General features: G+C 68.5%; 15 protein-coding genes. 7 read left to right on the top strand and 8 right to left on the bottom strand.

Annotated features, from left to right (window positions below):
- The first annotated feature begins 283 nt into the window (after positions 1-283).
- The 7 genes from LLH23_10775 (at position 284) to LLH23_10745 (ending at position 13,836) form a co-directional block, all read left to right on the top strand.
- Positions 284-1,291, top strand: coding sequence for a hypothetical protein (locus tag LLH23_10775; GenBank protein MCE5238963.1), 1,008 nt, complete (start codon positions 284-286; stop codon positions 1,289-1,291).
- A 194-nt stretch (positions 1,292-1,485) separates the two neighbouring features.
- The gene (gene glmM, locus LLH23_10770; protein ID MCE5238962.1) at positions 1,486-2,844 is read left to right on the top strand and encodes a phosphoglucosamine mutase; all 1,359 of its coding nucleotides are present in this window, start codon (positions 1,486-1,488) and stop codon (positions 2,842-2,844) included.
- A 218-nt stretch (positions 2,845-3,062) separates the two neighbouring features.
- On the top strand, positions 3,063-4,826 hold the full coding sequence (locus tag LLH23_10765; protein ID MCE5238961.1) for a DUF4838 domain-containing protein: 1,764 nt from the start codon (positions 3,063-3,065) through the stop codon (positions 4,824-4,826).
- Positions 4,827-4,851: 25 nt separating this feature from the next.
- Positions 4,852-5,949 (top strand): hypothetical protein, encoded by a 1,098-nt coding sequence (locus LLH23_10760; GenBank protein MCE5238960.1) that lies wholly within the window; start codon positions 4,852-4,854, stop codon positions 5,947-5,949.
- Between the two features lie 35 nt (positions 5,950-5,984).
- Positions 5,985-7,121 (top strand): 4Fe-4S binding protein, encoded by a 1,137-nt coding sequence (locus tag LLH23_10755; GenBank protein ID MCE5238959.1) that lies wholly within the window; start codon positions 5,985-5,987, stop codon positions 7,119-7,121.
- 8 nt (positions 7,122-7,129) lie between these two features.
- Entirely contained in the window at positions 7,130-9,892 is a 2,763-nt protein-coding gene (locus LLH23_10750; GenBank protein MCE5238958.1) for a hypothetical protein, read from the top strand.
- Between the two features lie 116 nt (positions 9,893-10,008).
- Positions 10,009-13,836, top strand: a complete 3,828-nt coding sequence (locus tag LLH23_10745; GenBank protein MCE5238957.1) for a hypothetical protein — start codon at positions 10,009-10,011, stop codon at positions 13,834-13,836.
- Between the two features lie 74 nt (positions 13,837-13,910).
- Here the strand turns inward: LLH23_10745 and LLH23_10740 are convergent, their stop codons facing one another.
- The 8 genes from LLH23_10740 to LLH23_10705 all read right to left on the bottom strand — a co-directional run.
- Positions 13,911-15,980: a hypothetical protein gene (locus LLH23_10740; protein ID MCE5238956.1), complete on the bottom strand. Its 2,070-nt coding sequence runs from the start codon at positions 15,978-15,980 to the stop codon at positions 13,911-13,913.
- Positions 15,981-16,124: 144 nt separating this feature from the next.
- Positions 16,125-16,829, bottom strand: a complete 705-nt coding sequence (locus LLH23_10735; protein ID MCE5238955.1) for a DUF1559 domain-containing protein — start codon at positions 16,827-16,829, stop codon at positions 16,125-16,127.
- An 84-nt stretch (positions 16,830-16,913) separates the two neighbouring features.
- Entirely contained in the window at positions 16,914-18,155 is a 1,242-nt protein-coding gene (locus tag LLH23_10730) for a glycoside hydrolase (GenBank protein ID MCE5238954.1), read from the bottom strand.
- Entirely contained in the window at positions 18,152-18,991 is an 840-nt protein-coding gene (locus LLH23_10725) for a hypothetical protein (protein MCE5238953.1), read from the bottom strand. Before LLH23_10725 ends, LLH23_10730 begins: the two co-directional genes overlap by 4 nt.
- Complete coding sequence (locus LLH23_10720) at positions 18,988-19,794, bottom strand: hypothetical protein (protein MCE5238952.1); 807 nt, start codon at positions 19,792-19,794, stop codon at positions 18,988-18,990. The genes LLH23_10725 and LLH23_10720 overlap by 4 nt, the downstream gene beginning before the upstream one ends.
- On the bottom strand, positions 19,795-21,081 hold the full coding sequence (locus LLH23_10715) for a hypothetical protein (GenBank protein ID MCE5238951.1): 1,287 nt from the start codon (positions 21,079-21,081) through the stop codon (positions 19,795-19,797).
- A 163-nt stretch (positions 21,082-21,244) separates the two neighbouring features.
- Positions 21,245-22,579 (bottom strand): alpha-galactosidase, encoded by a 1,335-nt coding sequence (gene melA / locus LLH23_10710; GenBank protein ID MCE5238950.1) that lies wholly within the window; start codon positions 22,577-22,579, stop codon positions 21,245-21,247.
- 333 nt (positions 22,580-22,912) lie between these two features.
- The coding region (locus tag LLH23_10705) for a hypothetical protein (protein ID MCE5238949.1) at positions 22,913-23,589 on the bottom strand (677 nt) is incomplete at its 5' end.

Below are 23,589 nucleotides of genomic sequence, written 5' to 3'. Positions count from 1 at the left end.
CCGGCCCAGAACCGCACCACGCGCTGTCTGTTGCTGTTGTCTCAAACCAGGCCCGGTGTCAGACACCCGCTCGGCTGCAGATCGCCTCCTGCCGGCCTCTACGGGTCATTCTAACGGTTCGCTGTCCTGGACGCAAGGGTCTCTGTGGCAAAGGCACGTAACGTTTGGGCGAGACGCTGTGACAGGTCAAGCCCCCCCCAGCGGGGAAGAGGACCGCCACCGTTCGCCGGCGACAGGCGAGGCCTGTGCCATTGGCGGGTCGCGCACGAGGAGCGGGAACGCCATGCAGATCAAGATACCGCAGCTTGTCCTGCCCGACTTCTGGCTGGCGAACCTCGACCGGGTCGAGGCGTATCTGGACCACAACGTCGCGCGCGGCGTCGTCCACACCGCCGGCGCGTCCGTGCAGGGGCGGCGGCTGCGCGTCGTCGAGTACTCGGCGGCCATCGGCCGGCGCAAGTTGCTGGTCATCGGCGGCACACACGGCCACGAGCCCGGCACGGTAGCCGCGTGCATGAACCTGATCCACCTGCTCGAGACCGGACAGGACCTCGCCGGTGAGAAGCACCCGGACCTGGAGTCCGTACTCGACCAGGTGCACCTGTACATCATGCCGATGCTCAATCCCGACGGCCGCGCGGTGTGCCTGGACAGCTTCTACGCCCAGGGCGTCAACACGTGCGAAGTCTACGCCTCGGGCCTGCAGCACAGCGGCGACCTCGTGCCGTACGATGCCGACAGTGACGAGCCCTGCTACTACTTCGATCCGGCGGACGCGCTCTTCGTGGGCGGGCAGTTCAACGCCGCCGGCTGGGCGATCAACCGCCGCCTGTCCGACGAGTTCAGCGAGGCGGTCGAGGTGCAGCAGTTGCTCGATTTCGTCCGGCCTCTGGACCTGGACGCCATCTTGGACCTGCACGCCTGCGGGTACAACTTCGCCATGCAGGCCCGCAGCCACCCGGCGCCCTACTGGCCCATCCTGCGCGAATGGCACGCCCGCGCCGAGCGACTCTTCGCCCACAAAGGCCGGCAACTGAGCCCCCTCTATGGTGATGGCGACCCGCCGGAGCCTCCCGGCTACTTCTTCAACTCCATCCTCTTCCACCGGCAGGCGAAGCTGGGGTGGATGAGCTTCGAGGGCCGGCAGGGCTACCTGGGCAGCGCCAGCTTCATGCCCCTGCCGACCGAGTGGGAGATCATTGACGACTACCTGAGCGCCGTGATGATCTTCCTCGAACTAGGCGCCGACGGCCTGTGGGCGGAGGCGAATGCCGAGACGTTCGGGGGGTAGGAGTTGGGAGTTGGGAGACGGGAGACGGTGGAGTCGTGGGGTGTTGGCCGGAGCGCGCAGCGCGAAGGCGGACGGGGCCCCACGATCCCCCGCGCCTCCCTCACCTCCAGTAGCGCGGGCGGTCTCGCCCGCGCGCAGTCCGGCGAGCCGCCGGCCCTACTGCAACAGACAGGTAACCGGGGAGGGTGATGGACATGCAGCGCCTTTTTGGCACGGACGGTGTGCGCGGCAGGGCGAACGAGCCCCCGATGACCCCCGAGGTCGCGTACGAGTTGGGCCGCGCGGCGGGCTATGTCTTCCAGCGCTACGGCGCCGACACGGTGCTGATTGGTCGCGACGGCCGGCTGTCGGGCGACATGCTCGAATGTGCACTCGTCGCCGGCCTGTGTGCCGTGGGCACCTCCGTCTGCCGGGCGGGCATCGTGCCGACGCCGGCGATCTCGCACCTCACCGGCGTGCTGTCGGCGCAACTGGGGGTCATGATCTCCGCCTCACACAACCCCGTGGCCGACAATGGCATCAAGTTCTTCAACCGTGACGGCACGAAGATTGATGATGAGCTGGAGCGCGAGATCGAGCATGCCTACGCCGAACGCAGCCACCAGGACCTGCACCCCACCGGCGCCGCGATCGGCCGCGTCGTCGAGCGCACCAATGTGGTGGAGCGCTACCTGGCCCATGTGCGCCAGGCCGCCCCGCCCGGCTTCGACCTCTCCGGCCTGACCATCGTCGTGGACGGCGCGAACGGCGCGCAGTCCGAGATCACCCCGCAGCTGCTGGAGGAATACGGGGCTCAGGTCTTCGCCATCAATTGCACGCCCGACGGGCTGAACATCAACGAGGGGTGCGGCTCAACGCACCTGGCGCCGCTGCAACTGGCGGTCAAGACCCACCTGGCCGACGTGGGCCTCGCCCACGATGGCGACGGCGACCGCACGCTCTTTGTGGACGAGCGCGGCACCGTGCTCGACGGCGACTACATCCTGGCCATCTGCGGCCTGTATCTGCAGCAGCTCGGGCGGCTCACCGACGATGTGATCGTCACGACCGTGCTGGGGAACAAGGGCCTGGACCTGTCGCTGCAGCCTCACGGCATTCGCGTGGTGCGTAGCCCCGTCGGCGACCGCTTCGTGTGGGAGAAGATGCGCGAGGTGGGCGCGGCCCTGGGGGGTGAGCAGGCCGGCCACGTGATCTTCAGCGAGTTCGCCCATACCGGCGACGGCGTCATCACGGCCCTGCACATGCTGGCGGCCATGCTCGATGACGGCCGCCCCCTGTCGCAGATGGCGCAGGTGCTGACGGTGCTGCCGCAAGCCGTGCGCAACCTGCGCGTGGTCTCCAAGCCACCGCTGGAGGACTGCCCGGCCATCATCCAGGCCCTCGGCGAGGTCGAGGAGACGTTGGGCGACCGCGGACGCATCATCCTGCGCTACTCGGGCACTGAGCCCCTGGCCCGCATCATGATCGAGGGCGAGGACGAGACGCAGATCGGGCAGTTGGCGGACCGGATGGCGGAGGTGCTGGCGCAGGAGTTGCACGGTACGCTGGCCTAACGGCACCCACCCCCGGCCCTGCGGGCCGACCCCTCCCCACGGGGGAGGGGTTCCTGGTGCGACGGTTGGTGGGATTGCCCGAGGGCTGGTGGGTGCGTGCGGCTGCTGAAGGCGGCGAGTGCCTACGTGACCGACATGGTAGCCACAACGTTGTCTGACCGAGTAACCCCTCCCCCCTGGGGAGGGGTCGGCCCGCAGGGCCGGGGGTGGGTTTCCGTATGAGTCTCTGCGTCTCCAACAACAGCACCACTGACCTCACCGTCGCCGCCGCCGATGCGCGGTTGGCCTTTGCCGCCGATGAGCTAGCGCGGTATCTCGCCATCGTCACCGGCGCGCACTTTCCGCTCGGGGAGGGGCCCGAGCGCGCCGTCAGCCTGCAGATCAACGACGCGCCCACCGAGGAGCATGGCTGGGACATCCGTCCGGATGGCCTCACGCTCTTCGGCCATGACACGCTGAGCGTGCTGCACGCCGTCTACCACTTCCTGGAGGAGCACTGCGGCTGCCGCTGGCTGGCGGAGTTCGAGGACGGGGAGATCATCCCCCGCCGTGAGACGCTCAGCGTGCCCTGCGAGCAGCGGCGCTTCCGGCCCGACTTCGCCCAGCGCGCCTTCACCAACTACCCCGACATCGATCGCCTCACCGTCGCCATGTGCGACTGGATGGCCAAGCAGCGCTTCAACCGCTTCATGATCTTCGCCAATGCCGAGGGCGCCTTTGAGGCGTACGAGCAGGTGCTGCAGCGCGAGGTCGTCGCGCGCGGGCTGAAGATCGAGCTGGGGCACCATAGCTGCAAGTACTTCATGCCCCCCTCCGAGTTGTTCGACACCCACCCGGAGTACTTCGCCCTGATCCAGGGCGAGCGCAGCCCGCGCGGCCAGCTCTGCACCTCCAGCCCGGAGGTCGTGGCGCTGGTGGCCGAGCGCATCAGCCGCCTGATGAGCGCCCACCCGGAGATTGACACCGTGGGCCTGTGGCCCAACGACGGCTACGGGTGGTGCGAGTGCGAGCGCTGCCTGGCCCTCGAGCCGCAGGAGCCGTCGCGGCTGTGGCCCGGCTACCCGCGCCGCACGGACACCTACCTGCAGTTCGTCAACCAGGTGGCTGAACTCGTAGCGCAGGACCACCCCGACGGGTTCCTCAGCGCCCTGTTCTACGTCAACTACGTCGAGCCGCCGCGCCAGGTGGAGGTGCTGCCGCAGGTGAAGGTGTACTTCGCGCCCTTCCAGCGCTGCTTCCGGCACCCCCTGGGGGGAGCCCCCGATTGTCGCCGCCCCAACGTCCAGTACGCCGAGATGCTGCGGCAGTGGCGCCCGCTGGTGCCGGGGCAACTACTCTTGTTCGAGTACCTGATGCTCATAGACATGGTCTCGGTGCCCTACCCGCTGTACCGGCTGCTGCCCGAAGACTTCCGCTTCTACCGGGACCTCGGCGTCGAGGGCTACGTGCTGGAGTACCGCCCCGCCGAGTGGGGGCCATACGGGCAACATGCCCACCTGATCGGCGAGCTGTCGTGGGACGCGGACGCCGATGTCCAGGCGGCCCTGGACGGGCACTTCTCCGACCTCTACGGCCCGGCGGCCGGGGAGATGATGGCCTTCTGGACCAGCCTGGAGGAACGCTTCGGCCAGGGCGGCGGGTGTGTGCACCACTATGACCTCGGCTACACCCGCCGCGCCACGCACCAGCTCCTGCGCCCGGCGCTGGACTGCCTGGGGCGGGCCGTGGCCCTCGCGGCATCCGCCGAGCCCCGCCACCGCGAGGCTGTCGCCCAGGCCCAGGTGTCGGCGCAACTGCTCCTGCTGCTGGGGCGCTGGCAGGACTCGCTGCATCAGGCAATGAAGATAGCCAAGCTAGCTGACGACGCGATCGTGGCGGCGCAGGAGTTAGTGGACTTCGCGCAGCGCCATGCCGACAGCGGCGCCCTCTTTGCGCCGGGGATCATGCGTCGCGTCGAGGGGGAGATGGCGCGCCTGCAGTGAGAGCAAGGCCGTCCCGGAGGCTGCCATGACATCTCGCATCTGCCTGGTGATGACGTTGCTGCTGGGGGGGATGCCGGGGGCACGGGCAGCCGACCTGCCCGCCTGGGACTTCGAGCAGGGCGTCCAGGGCTGGCTGTCGCTGGACAAGCAGGCCGAGCTGGTGCAGGAAAAGGAGGGCGGGCACGTCCACGAGGGCGCCGCCAGCCTGCGCTTCAGCTTCGGGGCACGCGCGGCCCAGCCCGGTGAACTACCCGGGATCATGGGCGTTCCGGTGCAGGGCCTCACCAGCGCACGGTGTCTGCACCTGGCCGTGCAGACCTCCGTGGCCGGCCCTGTGGTCCTTGCCCTGCGCGAGACCGACGAGTCCAACTACCTCCTCTTTGCCTACCTCACCGCCGACGAGTGGCACGTCCTCGACTTCCCCCTCACCGAGTTCCGCCTCGACGAGCACAGCCAGGATGAGAACGGCCGGCTGGACCCCGAGCAAGTCAACTTCATCGGCCTCGCCGACCCCGGCGTCTTCCTGGCCCAGGGCAACCTGCCGTTCTTCTATGCCCGCCCCAACCAGCGTACCCTCTGGGTGGACGAAGTCGAGCTACTCGAGGGTGAGCCAGACCGTCTGGCGGCGCCGGCGGCAGCGGGCACGGTCATGCTGGAGGACTGCGACGGCGACCCCGGCTACTTCATGGTCTTTGGTGGGCGCGATCTGCGGGCTGCGGCCTGCGACGACCCGGCGGTGCGGGGCAAGTCGCTCCGGCTCGACTACACGCTGCCCCGGGGCACCCTCCTGGCGGCACTGCGCCAGGTCGCGGCCGGGGCGCTGGCCGGCGCCCGTGGGATCACCTTCTCGGTGCGCAGCGGCGCAGCCCTGCCCCTGCTGCTCCTGGTGGAGGAAGACGACCGCTCGCGGTACCAGAAGGTCATCGAATTGGCGCCGGGCCGGTGGCAGACGCCGGTCATCACCTGGGCGGACATGACGCTGTCCGAGGACACGAAGGACCCGGACGAGGGGATCCAGCCCGAGACGATCCGCTCGCTCGGGTTCGTGGACGCCTCCGCCGCCTTCGGGCAGAAGGAGACCGCCAACACGCTCTGGCTCGATGAGATCACCACCGCACCGTAGCTTGCCGCCGGGGGTGCCCCAAGAGGGAATGTGCCATGAGGTTCCGATTCGGGACGTGGCTGCCAGCGCTTCTGCTCGTACTCGTGGCCGCCAGCGCCATAGCCCAGGAGATTGGGGGCGGGTCGCCCGCACAGCCTGGCGCCGGGCTGAACATGTCGCTGCGCGACTTCGCGCAGGCACGGCACGTCGCCCCCGAGGCCCTGGCGCGGGAGTTGGGCCTGGGGCCGGAGGCCGACCTGAACCAGCCGATGAGCCAGATCCTGCGCCAGCACGGCCTGCAGCCGGCCGACGTGCAGGCCGCGCTCGGCCGCCTCGACCCCGTCGCCGGGGAGGCCGCAAGCAAGGACTGGCGCAAGATCCGCCTGAAGTTCCTGCTTTGGGGGGTGCTGTTCGTCACCGTGATGGTGCTGCTCGCGCGCACGAAGGTCAGCCGCCGGGCACGCCAGGCGGTGTTAGCCGGGTCCGTCCTCGTGTTCGGCGTGTGGCTTGGGGTTGAGCCGAATGCCCCAGGGACCGTCAAGGACGCCCTGGTGCTGTACGGTCAGACGGGGCGCCTCTTCCTCCCGCGTCTGATCGCCTTCGTGGGCTTCATGCTGATGAGCATCATCGGCAACAAGGTGTTCTGTGGCTGGGCCTGCCAGTTCGGGGCGGCGCAAGACCTCGTCTGGCGCGACCGGCCCCGCAAGCTCAAGCTCCCCTTCGTGTTGACCAACAGCATCCGCGTCGCGGCTTTCCTCACCATGGCTATGGCGGCGGTAAGTTCCGCCACCGATCTGCTCGAACCCGTGGACCCCTTCCGCATCTTCCGCTTCGGCGCGGTCGCTGCAGTCGTCGTGGCTGTCGTCGTGCTCGTAGCGGGCATCTGGTTCTACCGCCCCTGGTGCAACTTGTTCTGCCCCTTCGGGCTGGTGTCATGGTTCGGCGAGCGCATCTCCCTGTGGCGCCCCCGGGTCAATCTGAACACATGCGTGGACTGCAAGACCTGCGAGCGCACCTGCCCGACCCACGCCATTGCCGGCCTCCGCGCCCGCCGCCCCTTCCCCCAGGACTGCTTTGCCTGCGGCGCGTGTGTGCGCGTGTGCCCGGTGAACGCCATTGCGTGGGGCCTGCGCCCCCCGCCCGACCACAAGCCCGGGCCCGACGCCGCTGTGACCCCGCCGCCTGAGGAGTGAACTAGACCATGGCGCGACCTCTGACCGCCGCACTGCTGCTGCTGGGCGCCCTGGCGCCGCTCGCGGCGGCCCCGGCCATCTACTGGGCCAGCGACCCTGTGCAGCCCGGTGAGATCGTGCTGGTCGCCGGGGAGGGATTCGGCGACCAGGCCACTGTGACGATCACACGGGCGGGGGACGCCAGGGGTGTCGCCGTGCCGGCGCTCCAGGCCACCGACACCGGTCTCAAGTGCGTCATCCCCGCCACGCTCAAGCCTGGCCTGTTCACCCTCGCCATCAAGACCCCGGGCGGGACGGCGACCCGCGACCTCAACCGCCCGGCGATCTGGTGGTGGCGGGGGGCCTTCGGCGCAGTGGTGGGTGGCGGCGGCGAGATGCGCCTGCTCGGCCGCAACCTCGCCATGCCGGGGCAGAAGACGAGCGTCACTTTCACGGGCAAGCGCACGCAGACCGTCGCGGCGAAGTCGGATGGCTACTCGGTCAGTCTCGTGTGCCCGCCGATGTCCGGTGACTGCCGGGTCACGGTGAGCAACGGCTATGCCGAGAGCGCCCCGGTGACCCTCACCGTCAAGCAACTGCCCGTGCCGGCTATGGTGCCCGCTCCGTCCTTCAACGTGCGCGACTTCGGCGCCGACGGCACCGGCCAGCGCGATGACACCGCGGCCATCCAGGCGGCGCTGGACAAGGCGGGGGAGAAGGGGGGCGTCGTCCACCTCCCGCGTGGCCGCTACCAGTGCAGCGACACGCTGCGCATCCCGCCCAAGGTCTGGCTCGCGGGCGAGAAGCGGGAGTGGGTGGCGCTCTTCTGGCCCGACTTCGCCAACCCGCCCGAGCACCTCATCCTCGGCACGAACTCCTTCACCCTCACCGACTTCACCGTCTACGCCAGCAACCACCGCAACATCATCACCGGGGATCTGGGCAGCAAGCCGGGCGCCGGGAACGTGTGGCTGCAGCGCCTGCGCGTGCGCGGTGACGCCTACCGCGGGCACCTGAAGCCCGAGGAGGTAGACGAGCGCTTCCGCATGTCGCTGAAGTGGTCCACCGGCGGCGGCGACACAGTGCGGGTCGGCGGGGAGAACGTGACCATCACCGACTGCGACCTGTACGGCAGCGGTCGGTCGCTGTACCTGTCCCGCGCGCGGCATGCGCTGGTCGCTAACAACCAGCTCTACAACGGCCGCTGGGGGTGGTATTGCCTGGAGGGCAGCGACGGGCTGATCTTCGAGCACAACACGCTGCAGGGCGCGGACCTGATGAGCACCGGCGGCGGCATCGCCAACTACTCCACCGCCTGCAGCCGCAACATCTACTACGCCTACAATGACATGCGCTTCTGTCACGGGTGGGACCGCGAGGTGATGACGACCGACGCCGGCGGTGAGGCATACTTCGGCAAGGTCGCCTCGGCATCCGGCGCGCAGATGGTCCTCGCCGCAGACGCGAAGTGGGGGGCGCGCGACTGGACCAACGGCGGGGTTTTCATCCTCGACGGCAAGGGGGCCGGCCAGTGGCGCTGGGTCAAGGCCTGGGAAGGCCGGAATGTGACGCTGGACCAGCCCTGGCAGGTCGCGCCCGATGAGTCATCCACCCTCGGCATCACCATGTTCCACGGGCGCTATGCCTTTGTGGGCAACAGCTTCACCGATTGCGGCGCCTTCCAGTTCTATGGCACCTCCATCGAGTGTGATGTCGTCGGCAACACCGCTGCCCGTAATCAGGGCTACCAGGCTCTCGGCCTGTGGTACCATGGCTTCCAGCCTAGTTGGTACTGCCAGTTCCTGGGCAACACCATCGCCGAGGGGAACTACTACCACTGGACCTCCGCCGGCGACAGCGTCATCAGCATCTACGGTGCGCGCCGCGCGGAGTACGAAGGGCCGCTGACGCGCGGTGCAGTCGTGCGGGGCAACAAGCTGCAGGCCAACAGCCAGATCAAGATCACCGGCAGTTGCGCCAATGTACTCGTCGCGCAGAACCAGGTGGCCAACAGCGACACCGGTATCTTCGTGAGCCAGAGCTGCCAGAACGTGCTGGCACAAGGCAACACGTTCACGAACGTGGCGCACGAACTGATGGATGAGCCGGCGGCGCGCCAGGCGGCCATGGCGCGGCTGGCCAAGTACCTCAACCGGCCCGACCCGGTGCTCGTGCTGAACTTCGAGGAGGCGCCGGGCAACACCACCCCCGATGCCTCGGGCAACAACTTCGCGGCCCGGCTCGAGGACGGGGCGAAGCTCGTAGACGGTGGCGTGACCGGCAAGGCCGTCCAGCTCGACGGCAAGGGCTACCTGCGGATCAACGAGCCGGCGGTCTTCAACGCGCCCGACCTGACCGTGGATTTCTGGATCAAGCCCGCCACGCTCAAGGGCCGGCGGGGGCTGATCGCCAAGCGCTTCGGCAATGCCGGCTGCCCCTTCGTCATCAACCAGACCGGCGCGAGCGTAGGCTTTGAGGCCACGGACGAGCAGGGCAAGTGGAGCCTCAACTTCGGCGGTCCGGCGACCCTCAAGGAGAACCAGTGGTCGCGCGTCACGGTCGTGATGAAGACCGGCCAGGGCGTCCGCGTCTTTGTGGACGGCAAGCTCGTGTCCGAGAAGCAGAACCCTTTGGGCCGGCAGGAGAACATGGAGCCGCTGATCATCGGGCGCGAAGCATGGGGTGGCGACCCGCCGACCACCGCCGGCCCGGGCTGCTTCATCGGCCTGATGGACCAGGTGCGCATCTGGACCCGGGCGCTGACAGACGCGGAAGTAGCGGCCGGTAAGTGAGGGTGGGGGATCGGGAATCGGCAATCGGGAACGCGCGGCCGTGGGGAGGAGCCGTTGCCGTGCACCCCGAAGGGGCGGAACACGCTGTTGCCATGGCCCAACACGGAGCTGACCCAATGAGAGTGCCACTGATGCTGCTCGCCCTCGTCATCACCGCCCTGGCCCACGCCGCCCCGGTGGTGTGGCAGGTCCAGGACCCCGTGCAGCCGGGCGACACGGTCATGCTGTTCGGCGACGGCTTCGGCGAGAAGCCCCAGGTCGAGTTGTGCCGCCTGGGCGACGGCCCCGCCAGCACGCCCGGCCAGCCGGTCGCCGGCTCGTATCCGCACGGCGCCGGCGTGACCGTGCTCCAGGCCTCCGACCAGTGCCTCAAGGTGCTCATCGCCCCCAACCAGAAGCCGGGTCTCTACAGCCTGCTGGTCGGCAACACTCCCGTTCTCGTCAACCGGCCGACGCTATGGTGGGCGCAGACCGAGGGCGTGTCGCCGGGGCAGGTCCTCCGCCTCTTCGGCAAGAACCTCGCCGGGCCGAAGGCACAGGTGTTCCTGAGGGGGCCCAAGAGCGTCTCGCTCTTCCTCGGCAAGTGGGGCGACACCTGGGCGGCGCGGGTCGCCGTGCCGGCGAAGCTGCCGCCCGGCCATTACGAGGCCTTCTACCACTGCGGCTATGGCGGGCCGAGGGGCTGGAGCGCGCCCCTCCCGCTCATCATCCCCGAGCGCAAGCCCTGGCCCATAGCCAGCTTCAGCGTCCGCGACTTCGGCGCCGACGGCACCGGCGCGCGCGATGACACCGCCGCCATCCAGGCCGCCCTCGACAAGGCCGGAGCCAACGGCGGCGGGTTCGTGATGCTGCCGCGTGGGCGCTATCAGGTGACGGCGGGGCTGAGGATCCCCCGCTTCGTGCGTCTGCTTGGCGAGCCGCTGGAGTCGGTCGCACTGTTCTGGCCCGACATGACCAACCCGCCTGAGGCCCTGATCCAGGGCACCAACTCGTTCGCCATCGCGAATCTGACCCTCTACGCCTCCAAGGCCCGGCACATCATCGTGGGCGACCTGGGCGACAAGCCCGACGCCGGCAACGTCGAGCTGGCCTGCGTGCGGACGCGGGTGGATGCCTATCGCGGCCACCTCACGGCCGAGGAGACCGACCTGCGGCACCGCGACCTGGCGCGCATCTCCGGCGGCGACAGCGTGCGCCTGGGCGGAGACAACCTCCGCATCCTGAACTGCGACCTGTACGGCAGCGGCCGGGCGCTGTTCCTCAGCCGCGCCCGCAACAGCGTCGTCCAGGGCAACGCCCTGTACAACGGCCGGCATGGCTGGTACTGCCTCTCCGGATCGGACGGGCTGATCTTCGAGAACAACACCATCACCGGCGCGGACCTGATGGCCACCGGCGGGGGCCTGAACTGCCTCGACGGCTCCAGCGCCTCGCAGAACGTGTACTACGCGCACAACACGCTGCGGCTCATGCACGGGTGGGATCGCGAGGCCATGACGTCGGACGCGGGCGGCGGGCTGTACTATGGCCCCATCGCCAGAGCCAAGGGTACGGCCCTGACGCTGCCCGAGGCACTCAAGCCGGGGGCCAGGAACTGGGCCGACGCCGCGGTCTTCGTCTTCTCCGGCAAGGGCTGGACGCAGATGCGGCGCGTCGTGAAGGTGGAGGGGGACACGGTCACGGTGGATCGCCCCTGGGACGTGCCACCCGACGCCACGTCGCTCGTCGGCATCACCATGCTGCAGCGGCACTACATCCTCTCGGGCAACAGCTTCAGCGACGCGGGCATCGCCATCCAGTTCTACGGCAGCTCGTCCGAGCACATCGTGTCCGGCAACACCTGCGCCCGCGCGGGCGGCTACCAGGGGATTGGGAAGCCTTACGGCGGCTACACGCTGCCGCCCGACAAGAACCCCTGCCATCAACCCTCGTGGTTCTGTCAGTACGTGGACAACGCCATCACCGAGGGCAGCATCTATCGTTCGGGGGCGAACAACGCGATCCTGTCGGGTGACTCGGTCATCGGCCTGTATGGCTGGCCGCTGACGCGCGACTGGCCCTGGCCGTACAACGTCGGCTCCGTCGTGCGGGGCAACCGCCTGGACAACAATGCCCGCATCCACGTCGGCGGCAGTGGGAACGACAGACCCAGCGTCAGCGATGCGGTCATCGAGGACAACACGATCCGCGACGCCGAGGAGGCAGTGCGGCTCGATCGCGCCATCCGCGGGATCGTCGTGCGTGGCAACACGGTCGAGAACGTGCGCGATCCACTGACGGGCGACGGGCTGGAGCGCGGGCTGTGCGACGGGGCGCAGTGGGCCGCCGCCGAGCGCTCCCGCCTGCGCGTTGCGGCCCGCGAGGCCGGGCGTACGGACGACCCGGCGACCTGGCCCGAGGTGGCGCAGACCCTCACGGCGCTGGAGCAGGCTCCGGCCGCCGCGACGCGCGAGGCGTCGCTGGGGGTGCTGACGGCCTTCTTCCGGGAGGCGGACAACCGGGGTGTGGTGCTGCCGCATGCGACCGCCGCGCGGCTGGTGGGCTTCAGCCTGCAGGTGAACAAGGTCAGCACGTTGCCGGCGTTGCTGCAGAAGGGCGGGGGCGGCGAGGCGACGCTGGTGCTCGACCTGTCGCTGGCGCGTTGGCAGCCGGGCTGGCAGATCGCCGCCCATGTGGCGGAGCCGCTGACCTGCGCGAGAGATGGCTCGGCCACGGCGCTGCAGGACGGCCGCGCCTCACTGACGCTGCCGGTCACGGTGCCGCCCGGCACATGGGGCCGCCGACAGGTGTGCCTGCATGTCGGCGTCATCCTCCCGCACACGCAGGTGTGGCTGTCGCCGACCCTCACGGTGGGCAGCGGCCAGATCAGGGACTGGCTGGTGGTCGGGCCCTTCCCCAACGAGTCCGGCCAGCCGCTGGACCTGACGCTCTACCCGCCCGAAGACGCGCTGAACATCCACGCGGATGTGGACGGGCGGAAGTGGCAGCCGGTCAAGCTCGGCAACGAATGGCTGGACCTGGGGGCGCTGCTGAAGACGAAGGAGCCCGGCGTGGCCTACGCCGTGGCCTGCCTCAATGCCGCCACCGAGACCCCGGCGGTGCTGCAAGTGGGCAGTTCGGGCGGGCTGACTGTCGTGCTCAACGGCGGCTACGTCTGGTCGGCGAACCAGAGCCGCAACGCCGCCCCGGCCCAGGATAGGGTGCCGCTGACGCTACGGGCAGGCGACAACGTGCTGCTGATCAAGACGTGCACCAACACCAACCAGTGGCGCCTGACGGCGGAGTTGACGCCCATGGGCGCGAGCTTCCCCGCTGCGGTCGCCGTCGTACCGGCCGACCAGTTCGCCAACCGGGAAGCCTTCGCCACCCCCAAGCCCCGCTCGGCGCCCCAGGCCGGGGAGATCAGGTATCCCGCCGGCGCAAACTGGCAACTGGCCTACGGGGACGACTTCACCGGGCAGGCGCTGTCGGGGCGCTGGCGCGAGGCAGTGGGGAAGTGGACCGCGCACGACGGCTTCGTCCAGTCGAGCGGCGACAAGGCGTTCCTGGCGTATGCCGAGAAGCTGCCCGCGCCCGTGCGGGTCGAGTACGACACCCGCGTCATCGGCGGCGCCGGCGGCGACTTGTCACCCTTCTGGCTGACCGACCCGACCAACTACGGCAGCGGCTATCTCTTTGGCTTCGGCTCCAATGGCAACACCTGCAACAAGCTGCTGGTGGACGGGGCCGAGGTCCTCACGTCCCCGCGGCCGCTGGTGACGCCGGGCAAGTGGCACCATGTCATCGCGCAGGTGTTGGCCGACGGCCATGCCCAGCTCATCGTGGATGACCAGTTGTCGCTGGACTTCCAGGGCCCGGCCCCGGGCGCGCCCAGGCACCCCGGGCTGTGGACCTGGGGGCCGGAGGGCGTGTTCGCCAAGGTGCGGATCTACCGGGGACCGTAGTACGCCCGACACTCCTGTCGGGCGAGAGCCTGCGCGCCCGACAGGAGTGTCGGGCGTACCACCGGCGCCCCCCGCTACGGCAGCAGCCGCACCCCCGTGCCGGTGACGAAGCCGATGGCGATCCAGAGGCAGGCGATGGCCGCCTCGCCCATGGCCAGGCCCAGGAAGAACCCGCGCGCCCGCTGGTAGCCCCGCGCGCCGCTGTAGCGCATGATGGCGGTCTTGCACAGCCACGCCACGAAGAGCGAGAACCACATCTCCTGCATCGTCCCGCCCATGAGCAGCCCGGCGGGGTGCAGCGGCCACCACATCAGGTTGGCTCGCAGCGCCATCAGCCCCACGAACGACAGGGCGCCGATGGTGACGAACAGGTAGCTCATCGGGTCGGGGCCCTGCGGGTTGGCGATGGTCGTCGCCGCCACCTCAAAGGGCGTGCGCGGCCAACTGATGTACGACATCTGCTGCAGCGCGTACGCCCCCTTCTGGTTCACGAGCGCCAACTGCGCCACCCACGCGACCACCAGCCCCAGCAGGACGGCCACGACGATCGAGCGGCCCATCGTGCGCAGCGGCACCCCGGTCTCTCCCGACAGCTTGAAGAGATTGAGGTAGTGGGGCATCTGCAGTTCGTTGTAGTAGAACGTGAAGGCGCGCGAGGGGAGGGCGAGGTTCGCCAGCTCGCGTGGGAGCAACGACCGCGTGCCGGCCATCGAGTACAGGTAGTCTTCCGCCCGGAACGACACCGGCAGTTGCAGCACGCCGGTCGTGGACGTGAGCCAGCTCACCCCCAGGCACACGACGAAGAACGCCCCGAGGAAGCCCAGGGCCACCGGCACGCGGAAGCCGATCAGATTGGCGAGCAGCACCAGCGCCGCCAGCGCCCCCATCCCCCCGAAGACCGCGACGCGGTAGGGCATGGCCTCGGTGCGGTCGTCCGCGCCGCTCACGGCGTACTCCCACACCCGCCGCAGGTGCCCTCGCGCCATGTAGGCCGTCAGGACCGCCAGCGCGAGATACGCCCCCATGTCCTGGTAGGCCATGAAGGCCTTCGCGCCGTAGCTGGAGGCCATCGTCTTCAGTTGCAGCCCTGCCGCGGCGAGCATCACGGCCTGCAGCCGGAAGAGAATGAAGAAGGCCCAGGCCGAGAGCGACACCTCGGTGGTCAGCAGAAACCCGAAGCCCAGGACCGAGGGCATGAAGGCGAAGTAGATCGGCCCGGCGGCGTTCCACGGCCGCGCGTCGAAGTGCACCGCCTTGGAATAGAAGTTGGGGTAGATGATCGAGAACTTGGGCATGGCCGGGAAGTAGCTGCCCAGCCCCATGACCCCGTAGAGCACGACCGGGACGAGGAAGCCGATCCACATCAGGCGGTCGCGGAGGAACTGGTTGACCAGCCGCCCCGGCTCGGGCGCCTCGATCAGCGCCATCGGGAGCTGCACATGGATGAAGGTCATGCGCTCGTGCTCGACCCACTGTGCGCGCAGGATCGTCGCCAGACACAGCATGACGCTCCACAGCAGCATCGCCACGAGCGACCAGCACACGATGGGGAGCAGCCAGTCGTCCCAGGGGATGGCGCCGAACGAGGTACCCCCGTCATAGAACCAGCGCAATCCGCGCGGGGTGCTCGGCGCCAGGCACGAGGGCACCAGCGGGAACAGCACATCTTCCCACTTGTTCTCCGGCGTCGCGAGACCGTGCAGGGCCGCCAGCGTGGGGAAGAGGAAGCGCAGGAACCCCGCCGAGGCCAGGCCCGAGGAGACCGCCATCATGCCCCAGATGACAGCCAGCTCACGGGTCGAGAACGCCGCACGGGTGGCGTGGGCGGGCGTGTCCTCACACCCGCATTGGGCGCGTGAGGGCACGCGGCCCCACGCGGCTCTCCGGCCCCACGCGATCAGCACCGGGTTGACGATCAGGCACAGCAGCAGGAGCACGAAGCTGGCGGCCACGGGCACATGGTGGTTGGCCATGTAACTGCCGCGGATGAAGTAGTCGTTGTAGGGGGTGAGGCCGAGCAGGGCGATCAGCAACACCGCGCCGAGCACGCCGGCCCGGACGAAGCCGCGGCGCAACGGCGCCGGGGCGGTCGCGGCGGCTGCGGAGGCGTCGTGGGTTGGTCGGCTGGCCGGCGCCGGGTGCATGGAGCCTGAGGGCGAGCCATGAGGTATGCGGCAACGCTCGCTGCTGGCCTGTTCGCCCGCCCGCCCGCGGCGACCTGCCCGCAGAACCACACAGGCAGCGCCGGGTGGCGCTGCCTGGGAGGTCAAGTCGGGTACGGTCTGGCCCTACTGCGCGTCGGCCTGCCACTTCCACAGGTTGGTGACAAAGCCGGGCCAGGGCGCTGTCTTTGCGGCGCACTGCTGCCACTTGCCGTGGCCATCGCAGTAGCCCACGTTCACCCCGCCGTTGTGGCGGGTCGCGCCGGCCGTAGCCACGTCGTCGCCGTAGCCGTTGGGGTCGCCCGTCCAGAGGTTGACAGCGATGCCGCTGGAGAACAGCGAGTCGCTGTCGCAGAGCAGGACCTTCTCCGCGGGGCGCTGGATGATGCTCAGTGAGCGGCCGGCCAGGCCCAGGACAGGCACGCTGGGACTGGGCTCGGTCGCCAGGTAGTTGATGTTGTAGCCATACGAGAAATAGAGGTAGGGCTGTATGGCGCCGACGCCGGACCCCCAGGGCGAGGCGTCCGACGGACACAGCAGTATCTGGCGGTTCTTCAGGTAGGGCTCCATCAGTTCCGACCAGTACCGGTAGTTGCCATAGACATAGCCCGGCGTTGCGCAGTCCGTCCGTGCCGGGGGCATCAGTTCGTCATAGTCCTGGGCGTACTGCATGAAAGCCAATCCGAGCTGCTTGCAGTTGGACAAACAGCTCGCCTGCCGAGCCTTCTCTCTCGCCTTGGCAAACACGGGGAAGAGAATGGCCGCGAGAATCGCGATGATGGCGATGACCACGAGAAGCTCAATCAGTGTGAAACCGTTGCGGCGCCACATGGTAGTGCTCCTTTCGGGTGGACCCCGTGGAAGACTATAGTATCGTTCGCGGTCCGGCCCGACCGTTCCTGCCCGGTGGCGCTACTACTTCACACCAATACGCCACAGGTGCGGGTGGGTTTCCTTGTAGCCCTGCGAGTAGCGCGCCCCGGCGATGACGATGTCGCCGGTCTCGCGGTCCTCTATCCCCCAGAAGTGCGACAGGTTCAGCCCCGCCTCCTCCGGCTGCTTGTCATCCACGACGAGCACGCTCTGGCGGATCAGACCCAGTGTCTTCGGGTCCACCTGCCCGATCACCAGCGGGTGGCGCGGGTCGTTAGCCCGTGGGTTCGTGGCGCACAAGTTCCCGATCCAGAACACGCGCCCGCTGGAGTGCTGCAGCAGTTGCGACATGCTTGAGGGCGAGAAGAACGGCTGTCCATCCTCATAGGTCCACGGCTCCGGCTTCGTCCAGTGGTATCCGCCGTCTGCCGACATGCACCACCAGCGGGTGCCGGGGAGCTTGCAGTCCGGGTCCTTGCTGCCCCCGTTGCTCCCGCGCATGACGCACAGGATCCGTCCGTCGTCGAACTGCGCGAGGGTGGGCTCAATGACCCCGCGCGTGGTCCGCGCCGGGTCGCCCTCAACGCGGCTGATCTCCCACGTGAGGTGGCCGTCCTCCTGCCAGGTGCCGATGACCATCACCACATCGGTGTAGGTGAAGCCGCCGCCGGGGTTGGACAGCTTGCCGTCCTCGCCCAGCAGGCACGCTTGCGCCGGGATGATGATCTTGCCGGCCTGCGTGCGGATGATCTGCGAGCCGACATCGCCCATGAAGATGCCGTTGCGGCCGCGAACCACGCCCTCGAAGGGCTTCACCGGCGTGTGACCGTTCTGCACGACCACGTCATCGAAGAGCCACGTCTTGCCCTGGTCGAGGCTCACGCGGTAGCGGAGGTAGTACGTCTGCAGGGCAATGGGCGGCTCGACGATGGTGGGGTCGAGGCCCTCGGTGTCCATCGAGGGCACCAGCCGGACGATCCGCCCGTTGGTGTGGTCCACGAAGAGCGGAAAGCTCTCGCGACGGTAGCCTTGCGGGAGGTCCTGGTCGAAGTTGGGCGTGACCGGCACGTCGTGCCAGGTGCGGCCGTTGTCGGGCGAGACACCGCCCAGGCGCACCATCTCCGGGCCTTCGGCCTTGAGGTAGCTGGCGTGCATCAGCTTGGACGAGGCACTCAGGGGTTCGCTGCTCTTGAGAGTCAGTTGGGCCACAGGCACCGCCTCCGCAAGTGAGATGAGACCACCGTGCAGCAATAGCGCCGACAGAGCCATCCGTGCTAAGGTCATTCGACGCCTCCGTTGTCTTCCCTCGCGGCTCCTCCGAGTGCCGGTCCGCGCAGCCACTCCCTGATCTTCGGGTACGCGGCCGGCGGGAAGCCGTGCTGGCCGATGTCCTCGAAGATGAGCGTCGTCTGCGCTCCAGCCGCCTTCGCCGCGTCAGTGATCTCCTGAGCGCGTGGCAGGGACTTGGCGTTGCTGGAGATCATGAGGAAAGGCTTGCCCTTGAGCAGCTCATAGTGCTGCAGCCCACCCCCGCCCTCGCCGAACATGACCGCGGAGAACAGGCGAGTGACTTCCCCGCCCGACCCGTCAATGAGCGCGGCGGTCGCGTGCGCGCCGTTGGAGAAACCACCGAGAATGCGATGGGCCGGGTCCATGTTGGGCACGATCTGTTCGAGCTTGGTCAGCATGGTCCGAACGAACGGCCAGCCGTACTGACCATCCGCGCCCCGAACGATGATGACCGGCGACTTATTGACCGGCGAGTTCGGGTCGAGACTGATCTTGAACAGCGGCAGGGCCACGCAGATGAAGTCCTGCTCCTCCGTCAGCGCCCGCGCCACGCCGGGGTTGCCGGCGTTGCCGCCGTCACCGCCATTGAGGAAGATGAGCAGCGGGTGCTGGCGCTGAGGGTCGTAGTTGCGCGGCAGGAAGACGGTCATCTGCGCCGGGTCGGTCCGCTCGTTGCGCAGGTCGAAGAGCGTGGGCGGCAGGTCCGGGAAGGTGACGGTGAACCAGCGACCCGGCGCCAGCACCGGTGGGCCAGGCTGGGCGACGCAGCCGGAGGCCAACAGTACGAGTGCGGCCAGAAGACCGGGTCGAGGGGCTGCGCCAGACATCATTCCATTCCTCCATTCGCCTCAGGCACGACTGTCTGCAACGCCGGCCCGCGCAGCCACTCCCGCACTGCGGGGTACTCCGTGTCGGGAAAGGCGTGCCTGGCCTCGGCCATCCGGTATATGGTTAGCTTGACCCCTGCCGCGAGCGCGGGTTCGGGCTTCGGTCGCCACACGCCGCACACCATCAGCAGCGGCCTGCCCTTCAGCAGGTCGAAGCGGCGCAAGCCGCCTCCGCCATCGCCGAGCAGGAACGCGGAGAAGCGGCCGGCGGCCTCGCCGTCACTCTCGTTGACCAGCCCGGCAACCATGTGGGCCCCATTCGAGAAGCCACCCAGTATCTGGTGCGCGGGGTCGAGGTTCGGTACCAGTTCATCGAGCTTCTGCAGCATCGCCTTGTAGTACGGCCAAGCGTAGCGACCGTCACCGTCCTGGACCAGGATCCTGCGGGTCTCGGGCGCAATCGAGAGGTCGAGACGCTCCTTGAACAGGGGCATGGCTACGCACACGAAGTCCCGTTCCTCCGATAGGGCCCGCGCGATGCCAGGGTTGCCGGCGTTGCCGCCGTCCCAGCCGTTCAGGAAGATGAACAGTGGATGGCTGTGTTGCGGATCGTAGTTGCGCGGGAGGAAGACGGTCATCTGCGCCGGGTCGGTGCGCTGGGTGTTCAGCGCGAACAGCGTCGGCGGCAGGTCCGGGAAGGTGACGGTGAACCAGCGCCCCGGCGCCAGCACCGGTGGGCCGGGCTGGGCGAGGCAGACCGACGTGAAGGCCACCATGGCCAGTGCTGCCAACACGATCGGACGCATCTACCTTGCCTCCGCCTGCGCACCGACCCGGTGCACCGCCCCCGCGATGCGGTCCTCCACGTCCCCCGCCCAGCGCCAGGCCGGGCGGCCGTACTCGTCCAGGTGCGGGCCGCCCTCATAGCCGCCCTCCTCCCACACTCGCCGCGAGGGGATGTACGCTGCCATGTCGTTGGCATAGCCGCACACCCACGCGCGCGGCCCGAACTCCCGCTTGAAGCGCAGCGCGTAGTCCACCACTGCTTCGCCGCCGATGGCGATGAGCAGCAGTTCGTCGCCGATCCGCCACGCCTGCACGGGGTACGAGTAGGAGGTCGGGAACTGCACGCCCTGGTCAATCAGCTTGAGCATCCGCTTGGCCCAGCGGGCGTGCAGGGCGCTCTGGCCGTTGGCGACCGGCTCCAGCGTCTCGCGTGTCACGAGCTTCTCGTAGGGCAAGTCCACCCACTCCAACGCCGTACTCAGGCCCGTGGCTACCGGCTGCATCTCCCCGGCCAGCACCTGCTCGACCGACTCGGCCAGCATCTTGCCGTACTTCTCGGCCAGTTCGAGCTGCCGCCGGGGGATGGGGTTGGCGTCCGCGCCGCAGGCGTTGAAGAAGGCGGCGGTCAGGCCCGGATGGTCGGCTTCCAGGGCCAGTTGCGCCCAGCCGGGGTAGTCGCCGCACCACTGGTTGAACGAGAGGGTCGTCGGATGGCAGGCGTAGCCGAAGAGGACGCCGCGCAGGGCGCCCTCGGGGCTCTTGATCGCCAGCACCGGCACGGCATGGTCCACTACACCCTTCAGGGGCTTGCCGGCCGCCACGTCAGCCTCGGTGTTCTCGCGGCGGTTGACGGCGAAGGTGCACTTCCCCTCGCTCTTGAGGAGGCGCGCCGGACGCAGGTTCGCCAGCGCCTCGGCACAGGCGTCCACCACCTGGTCTTCCATCCACGCGGTGTACTCATCAATGAGCCGGCGCTGCTCGTCATCGAGGGGGTAGTAGTCCACCAGGTCGTCCTTGAGGACCGGACCGCAGTGGTTGTGCGAGAAGGTCACCATGAAGTCGGCGGCGGCGAGGCCACAGCGGGCCTTGACCTTGGCGGTCAGGCTGTCGTAGATGGTGCGTGACATGCCCATGTGGTCGGTCGTGGCCATGACCACACGCTTGCCCGACGGGTCCTGCAGGGCCAGCACCTTGACCCACAGGTCATGCAGCTTGCCCTCGGGGGCGCGTTTGGTGCCGTAGCCGGCCAGCCACACCGGCGTCTGCGGCGTGAGCACACGACGGGCGAGACCGACTTGCCAGTCCATGTGGGCACTCCTTGAGGGACTCGTGATGGCGGCGCCGGTGAGCAGGGCAAGGGCAACGATGTGAGCGCCTCTCACGGCGGCGCACCTCCGTAGGCCAGGAAGACGAAGCGCCACGACCGGACCTGCCGGCCGTGGCGCCCCAGACTGTCGCGTGCCCGGCCGCTCAGAACTTGATCGTGCTGAACTGTGGCAGGTAGGCCTCGTTCTTCTTGAGCATCGCCTTGACCATGTCGCGGATCTCGGCCAGCGACAACACCGCGGCGGTCAGCGGATCGTGGGCGATGGCGTAGTAGACCTGGCGCGGGTCGCCGGTGAGGGCGGCCTCGACGGCCATCTCCTCGACATTGACCTGCAGGCCGGTCAGCGCCGCGCACTGCGGCGGCAGCGCCCCGACGAAGATCGGGTTGAGCATGCCGCGCGTGGCGAAGACCGGGATCTCCACGCAGCAGTTGTCCGGCAGGTTCGTGACCAGGCCGGTGTTGGGCACATTGCCGTTGAACTGGAAGGGGTCGCCGCCCAGCCAGGCGTTGATGATCGAGGCGGCGTACTCATGGCCGCGGGCCAGGTTCAGCGGCGCCGGGTTGTCGAGCCAGGCGATGATGTCCTTCTTCCAGCTCTTCTCGCGGGCCAGGTAGTGCTTGAGGATGTAGGCGTACTCGCCGGGGTTCCAGCCGGTGTTGTCATTGGTGTCCAGGCAGTATTTGTCGATCAGGTCCTGGCGCTTGCGGAACCAGGCGTTGTACTCGGAGTTGTGGCCGCTGGACTCGGTCACATAGTAGTCGAAGGCCAGGAACATCTCGTTGCGCACCCGCTCGTGCTCGTAGACGGCCTTCTTCTTCATCGCCTGGCGCAGCAGCGGGTAGGCGTCCTCGCCCTTCCACAGGAACTTGACAAACCACGATAGGTGGTTGATACCGGCGCAGACGTAGTCAATCTCGTTGGCCGGCGCGCCGATCCAGTTGGCCATCATGTACGCGGTGCCCTGGACGCTGTGACACAGGCCGCTCACGGCCACGCTCGTCGAGCGCTGCATGGCCCGACAGTTCATCGCCATCGGGTTGGTGTAGTTGAGCATGATGGCCTTGGGGCACAACTCTTCCATGTCCTTGCAGATGCTGACCATCACGGGGATGGTGCGCAGGGCGCGGAAGATGCCGGACGGGCCGCGCGTGTCGCCCACGTTGGTGTCTACCCCGAACTTCTTGGGGATCTCGATGTCATGCCGCCATACTTGCGTGCTGCCGGCGAGGATCGTCACCAGCACGGCGTCGGCGCCCGCCAGGGCCTCGCGCCGGTCCATCGTCGCCGTCACCTTGGCGGGGTAGTTCCCCTCTTTGACAATGCGCTCGCAGGCGCGCTTGCTGTACTCCAGACGCTCCGGGTCAATGTCCATCAGGGCCAACTCGGCATCCGCCAGCGCCGGAAAGGTGAGAATGTCCTTGACCAGGGTGCGGGTGAAACCAAAACTGCCTGCGCCGATGAAAGCGATCTTCGCCATGCGGTCTTACGTCCTCTCTGTAGATGGTGGGGGTGGCGCACGGCCGTACCGATGACGCCCGGCCCGCACCCCGATGTCGCGGCGGGCCTCGGCCCGCCGCGCTGGTGTCCCACGTCACATGGGGTGTCGCGGACGCCAGAGTGTCCGGCGTCCGCACGGTTCCCCTATTCGCCGCCGAGGCCCTGACCCCTTCCCGGGGCTGCAGGCACGTCACCTGCCCCCTGCGAGAAGACGAATCCCAGTAGGGCAGGCGGCCTCGCCTGCCCGCGCGGGCGAGGCCGCCCGCGCTACTGTCGGATGGGGTCGGGCAGGACCGCCGTCCCGGACACGACCCTAGCCTCGGCCGAACTCCTCGTACGCCTCGAACAGCGCCAGGGCATTGTCCAGGGGCGTGTCGGGCTGGAGGTTGTGGGCGGTGCACAGGATGTAGCCGCCCTCGCGCCCGGCGGCCTCGATCTGGCTCCGCACGTGCTCGCGCACCTGCGCCGGCGTGCCGTGCGGCAGCACTCCCTGGATGTCGATGCCGCCCTGGAAGCACAGGTCGCGCCCGAACTCCCGCCGCAGTCGCCCCAGGTCCATCCCCGCGGCCTGCGGTTGCAGCGACTGGAGGATATCCAGCCCGCAGGCGATGAAGTCCGGGATCAGCTCCACGACGCTGCCGCACGTGTGGTGCATGACCCGCAGGCCATGCCGGTGCGCCAGCTCGATGAACGCCGCGAAGCCGGGGCGGAAGAAGCGCCGCCACGTCACCAGGCTCATCATCGGGCCCTGCTGGGTGCCGAAGTCGTCGCCCATCATGAAGATGTCAATGGCCCCGCCAGCCGCGGCGAAGACGCGCTCATTGTACTGCAGGAAGTAGGCCACGATGTGGGCAATGATGGCCTCGGCCACGTAGGGGTTGAGCGCCAGGTCCAGGTACGTCTGCTCCATGCCGCGCAGGTACATCATCGGCTTGAGCTGCGCCGTGCGGTCCAGACGGTCGCCGGCATTGACCACGGCATACCCCGCTT

This window comes from bacterium, assembly GCA_021372615.1.
In the GTDB taxonomy this organism is placed as follows: domain Bacteria; phylum Armatimonadota; class Zipacnadia; order Zipacnadales; family UBA11051; genus JAJFUB01.
Note: the sequence above shows the minus strand (reverse complement) of the source record. Positions and strands in the feature narration are given on the sequence as shown.

Bases quoted from the DNA above. Each gene is read 5' to 3' on its own strand.
- LLH23_10775 (MCE5238963.1), top strand. From the start codon at position 284: ATGCAGATCAAGATACCGCAGCTTGTCCTGCCCGACTTCTGGCTGGCG.
- glmM (MCE5238962.1), top strand. From the start codon at position 1,486: ATGCAGCGCCTTTTTGGCACGGACGGTGTGCGCGGCAGGGCGAACGAG.
- LLH23_10765 (MCE5238961.1), top strand. From the start codon at position 3,063: ATGAGTCTCTGCGTCTCCAACAACAGCACCACTGACCTCACCGTCGCC.
- LLH23_10760 (MCE5238960.1), top strand. From the start codon at position 4,852: ATGACATCTCGCATCTGCCTGGTGATGACGTTGCTGCTGGGGGGGATG.
- LLH23_10755 (MCE5238959.1), top strand. From the start codon at position 5,985: ATGAGGTTCCGATTCGGGACGTGGCTGCCAGCGCTTCTGCTCGTACTC.
- LLH23_10750 (MCE5238958.1), top strand. From the start codon at position 7,130: ATGGCGCGACCTCTGACCGCCGCACTGCTGCTGCTGGGCGCCCTGGCG.
- LLH23_10745 (MCE5238957.1), top strand. From the start codon at position 10,009: ATGAGAGTGCCACTGATGCTGCTCGCCCTCGTCATCACCGCCCTGGCC.
- LLH23_10740 (MCE5238956.1), bottom strand. From the start codon at position 15,980: ATGCACCCGGCGCCGGCCAGCCGACCAACCCACGACGCCTCCGCAGCC.
- LLH23_10735 (MCE5238955.1), bottom strand. From the start codon at position 16,829: ATGTGGCGCCGCAACGGTTTCACACTGATTGAGCTTCTCGTGGTCATC.
- LLH23_10730 (MCE5238954.1), bottom strand. From the start codon at position 18,155: ATGACCTTAGCACGGATGGCTCTGTCGGCGCTATTGCTGCACGGTGGT.
- LLH23_10725 (MCE5238953.1), bottom strand. From the start codon at position 18,991: ATGATGTCTGGCGCAGCCCCTCGACCCGGTCTTCTGGCCGCACTCGTA.
- LLH23_10720 (MCE5238952.1), bottom strand. From the start codon at position 19,794: ATGCGTCCGATCGTGTTGGCAGCACTGGCCATGGTGGCCTTCACGTCG.
- LLH23_10715 (MCE5238951.1), bottom strand. From the start codon at position 21,081: ATGGACTGGCAAGTCGGTCTCGCCCGTCGTGTGCTCACGCCGCAGACG.
- melA (MCE5238950.1), bottom strand. From the start codon at position 22,579: ATGGCGAAGATCGCTTTCATCGGCGCAGGCAGTTTTGGTTTCACCCGC.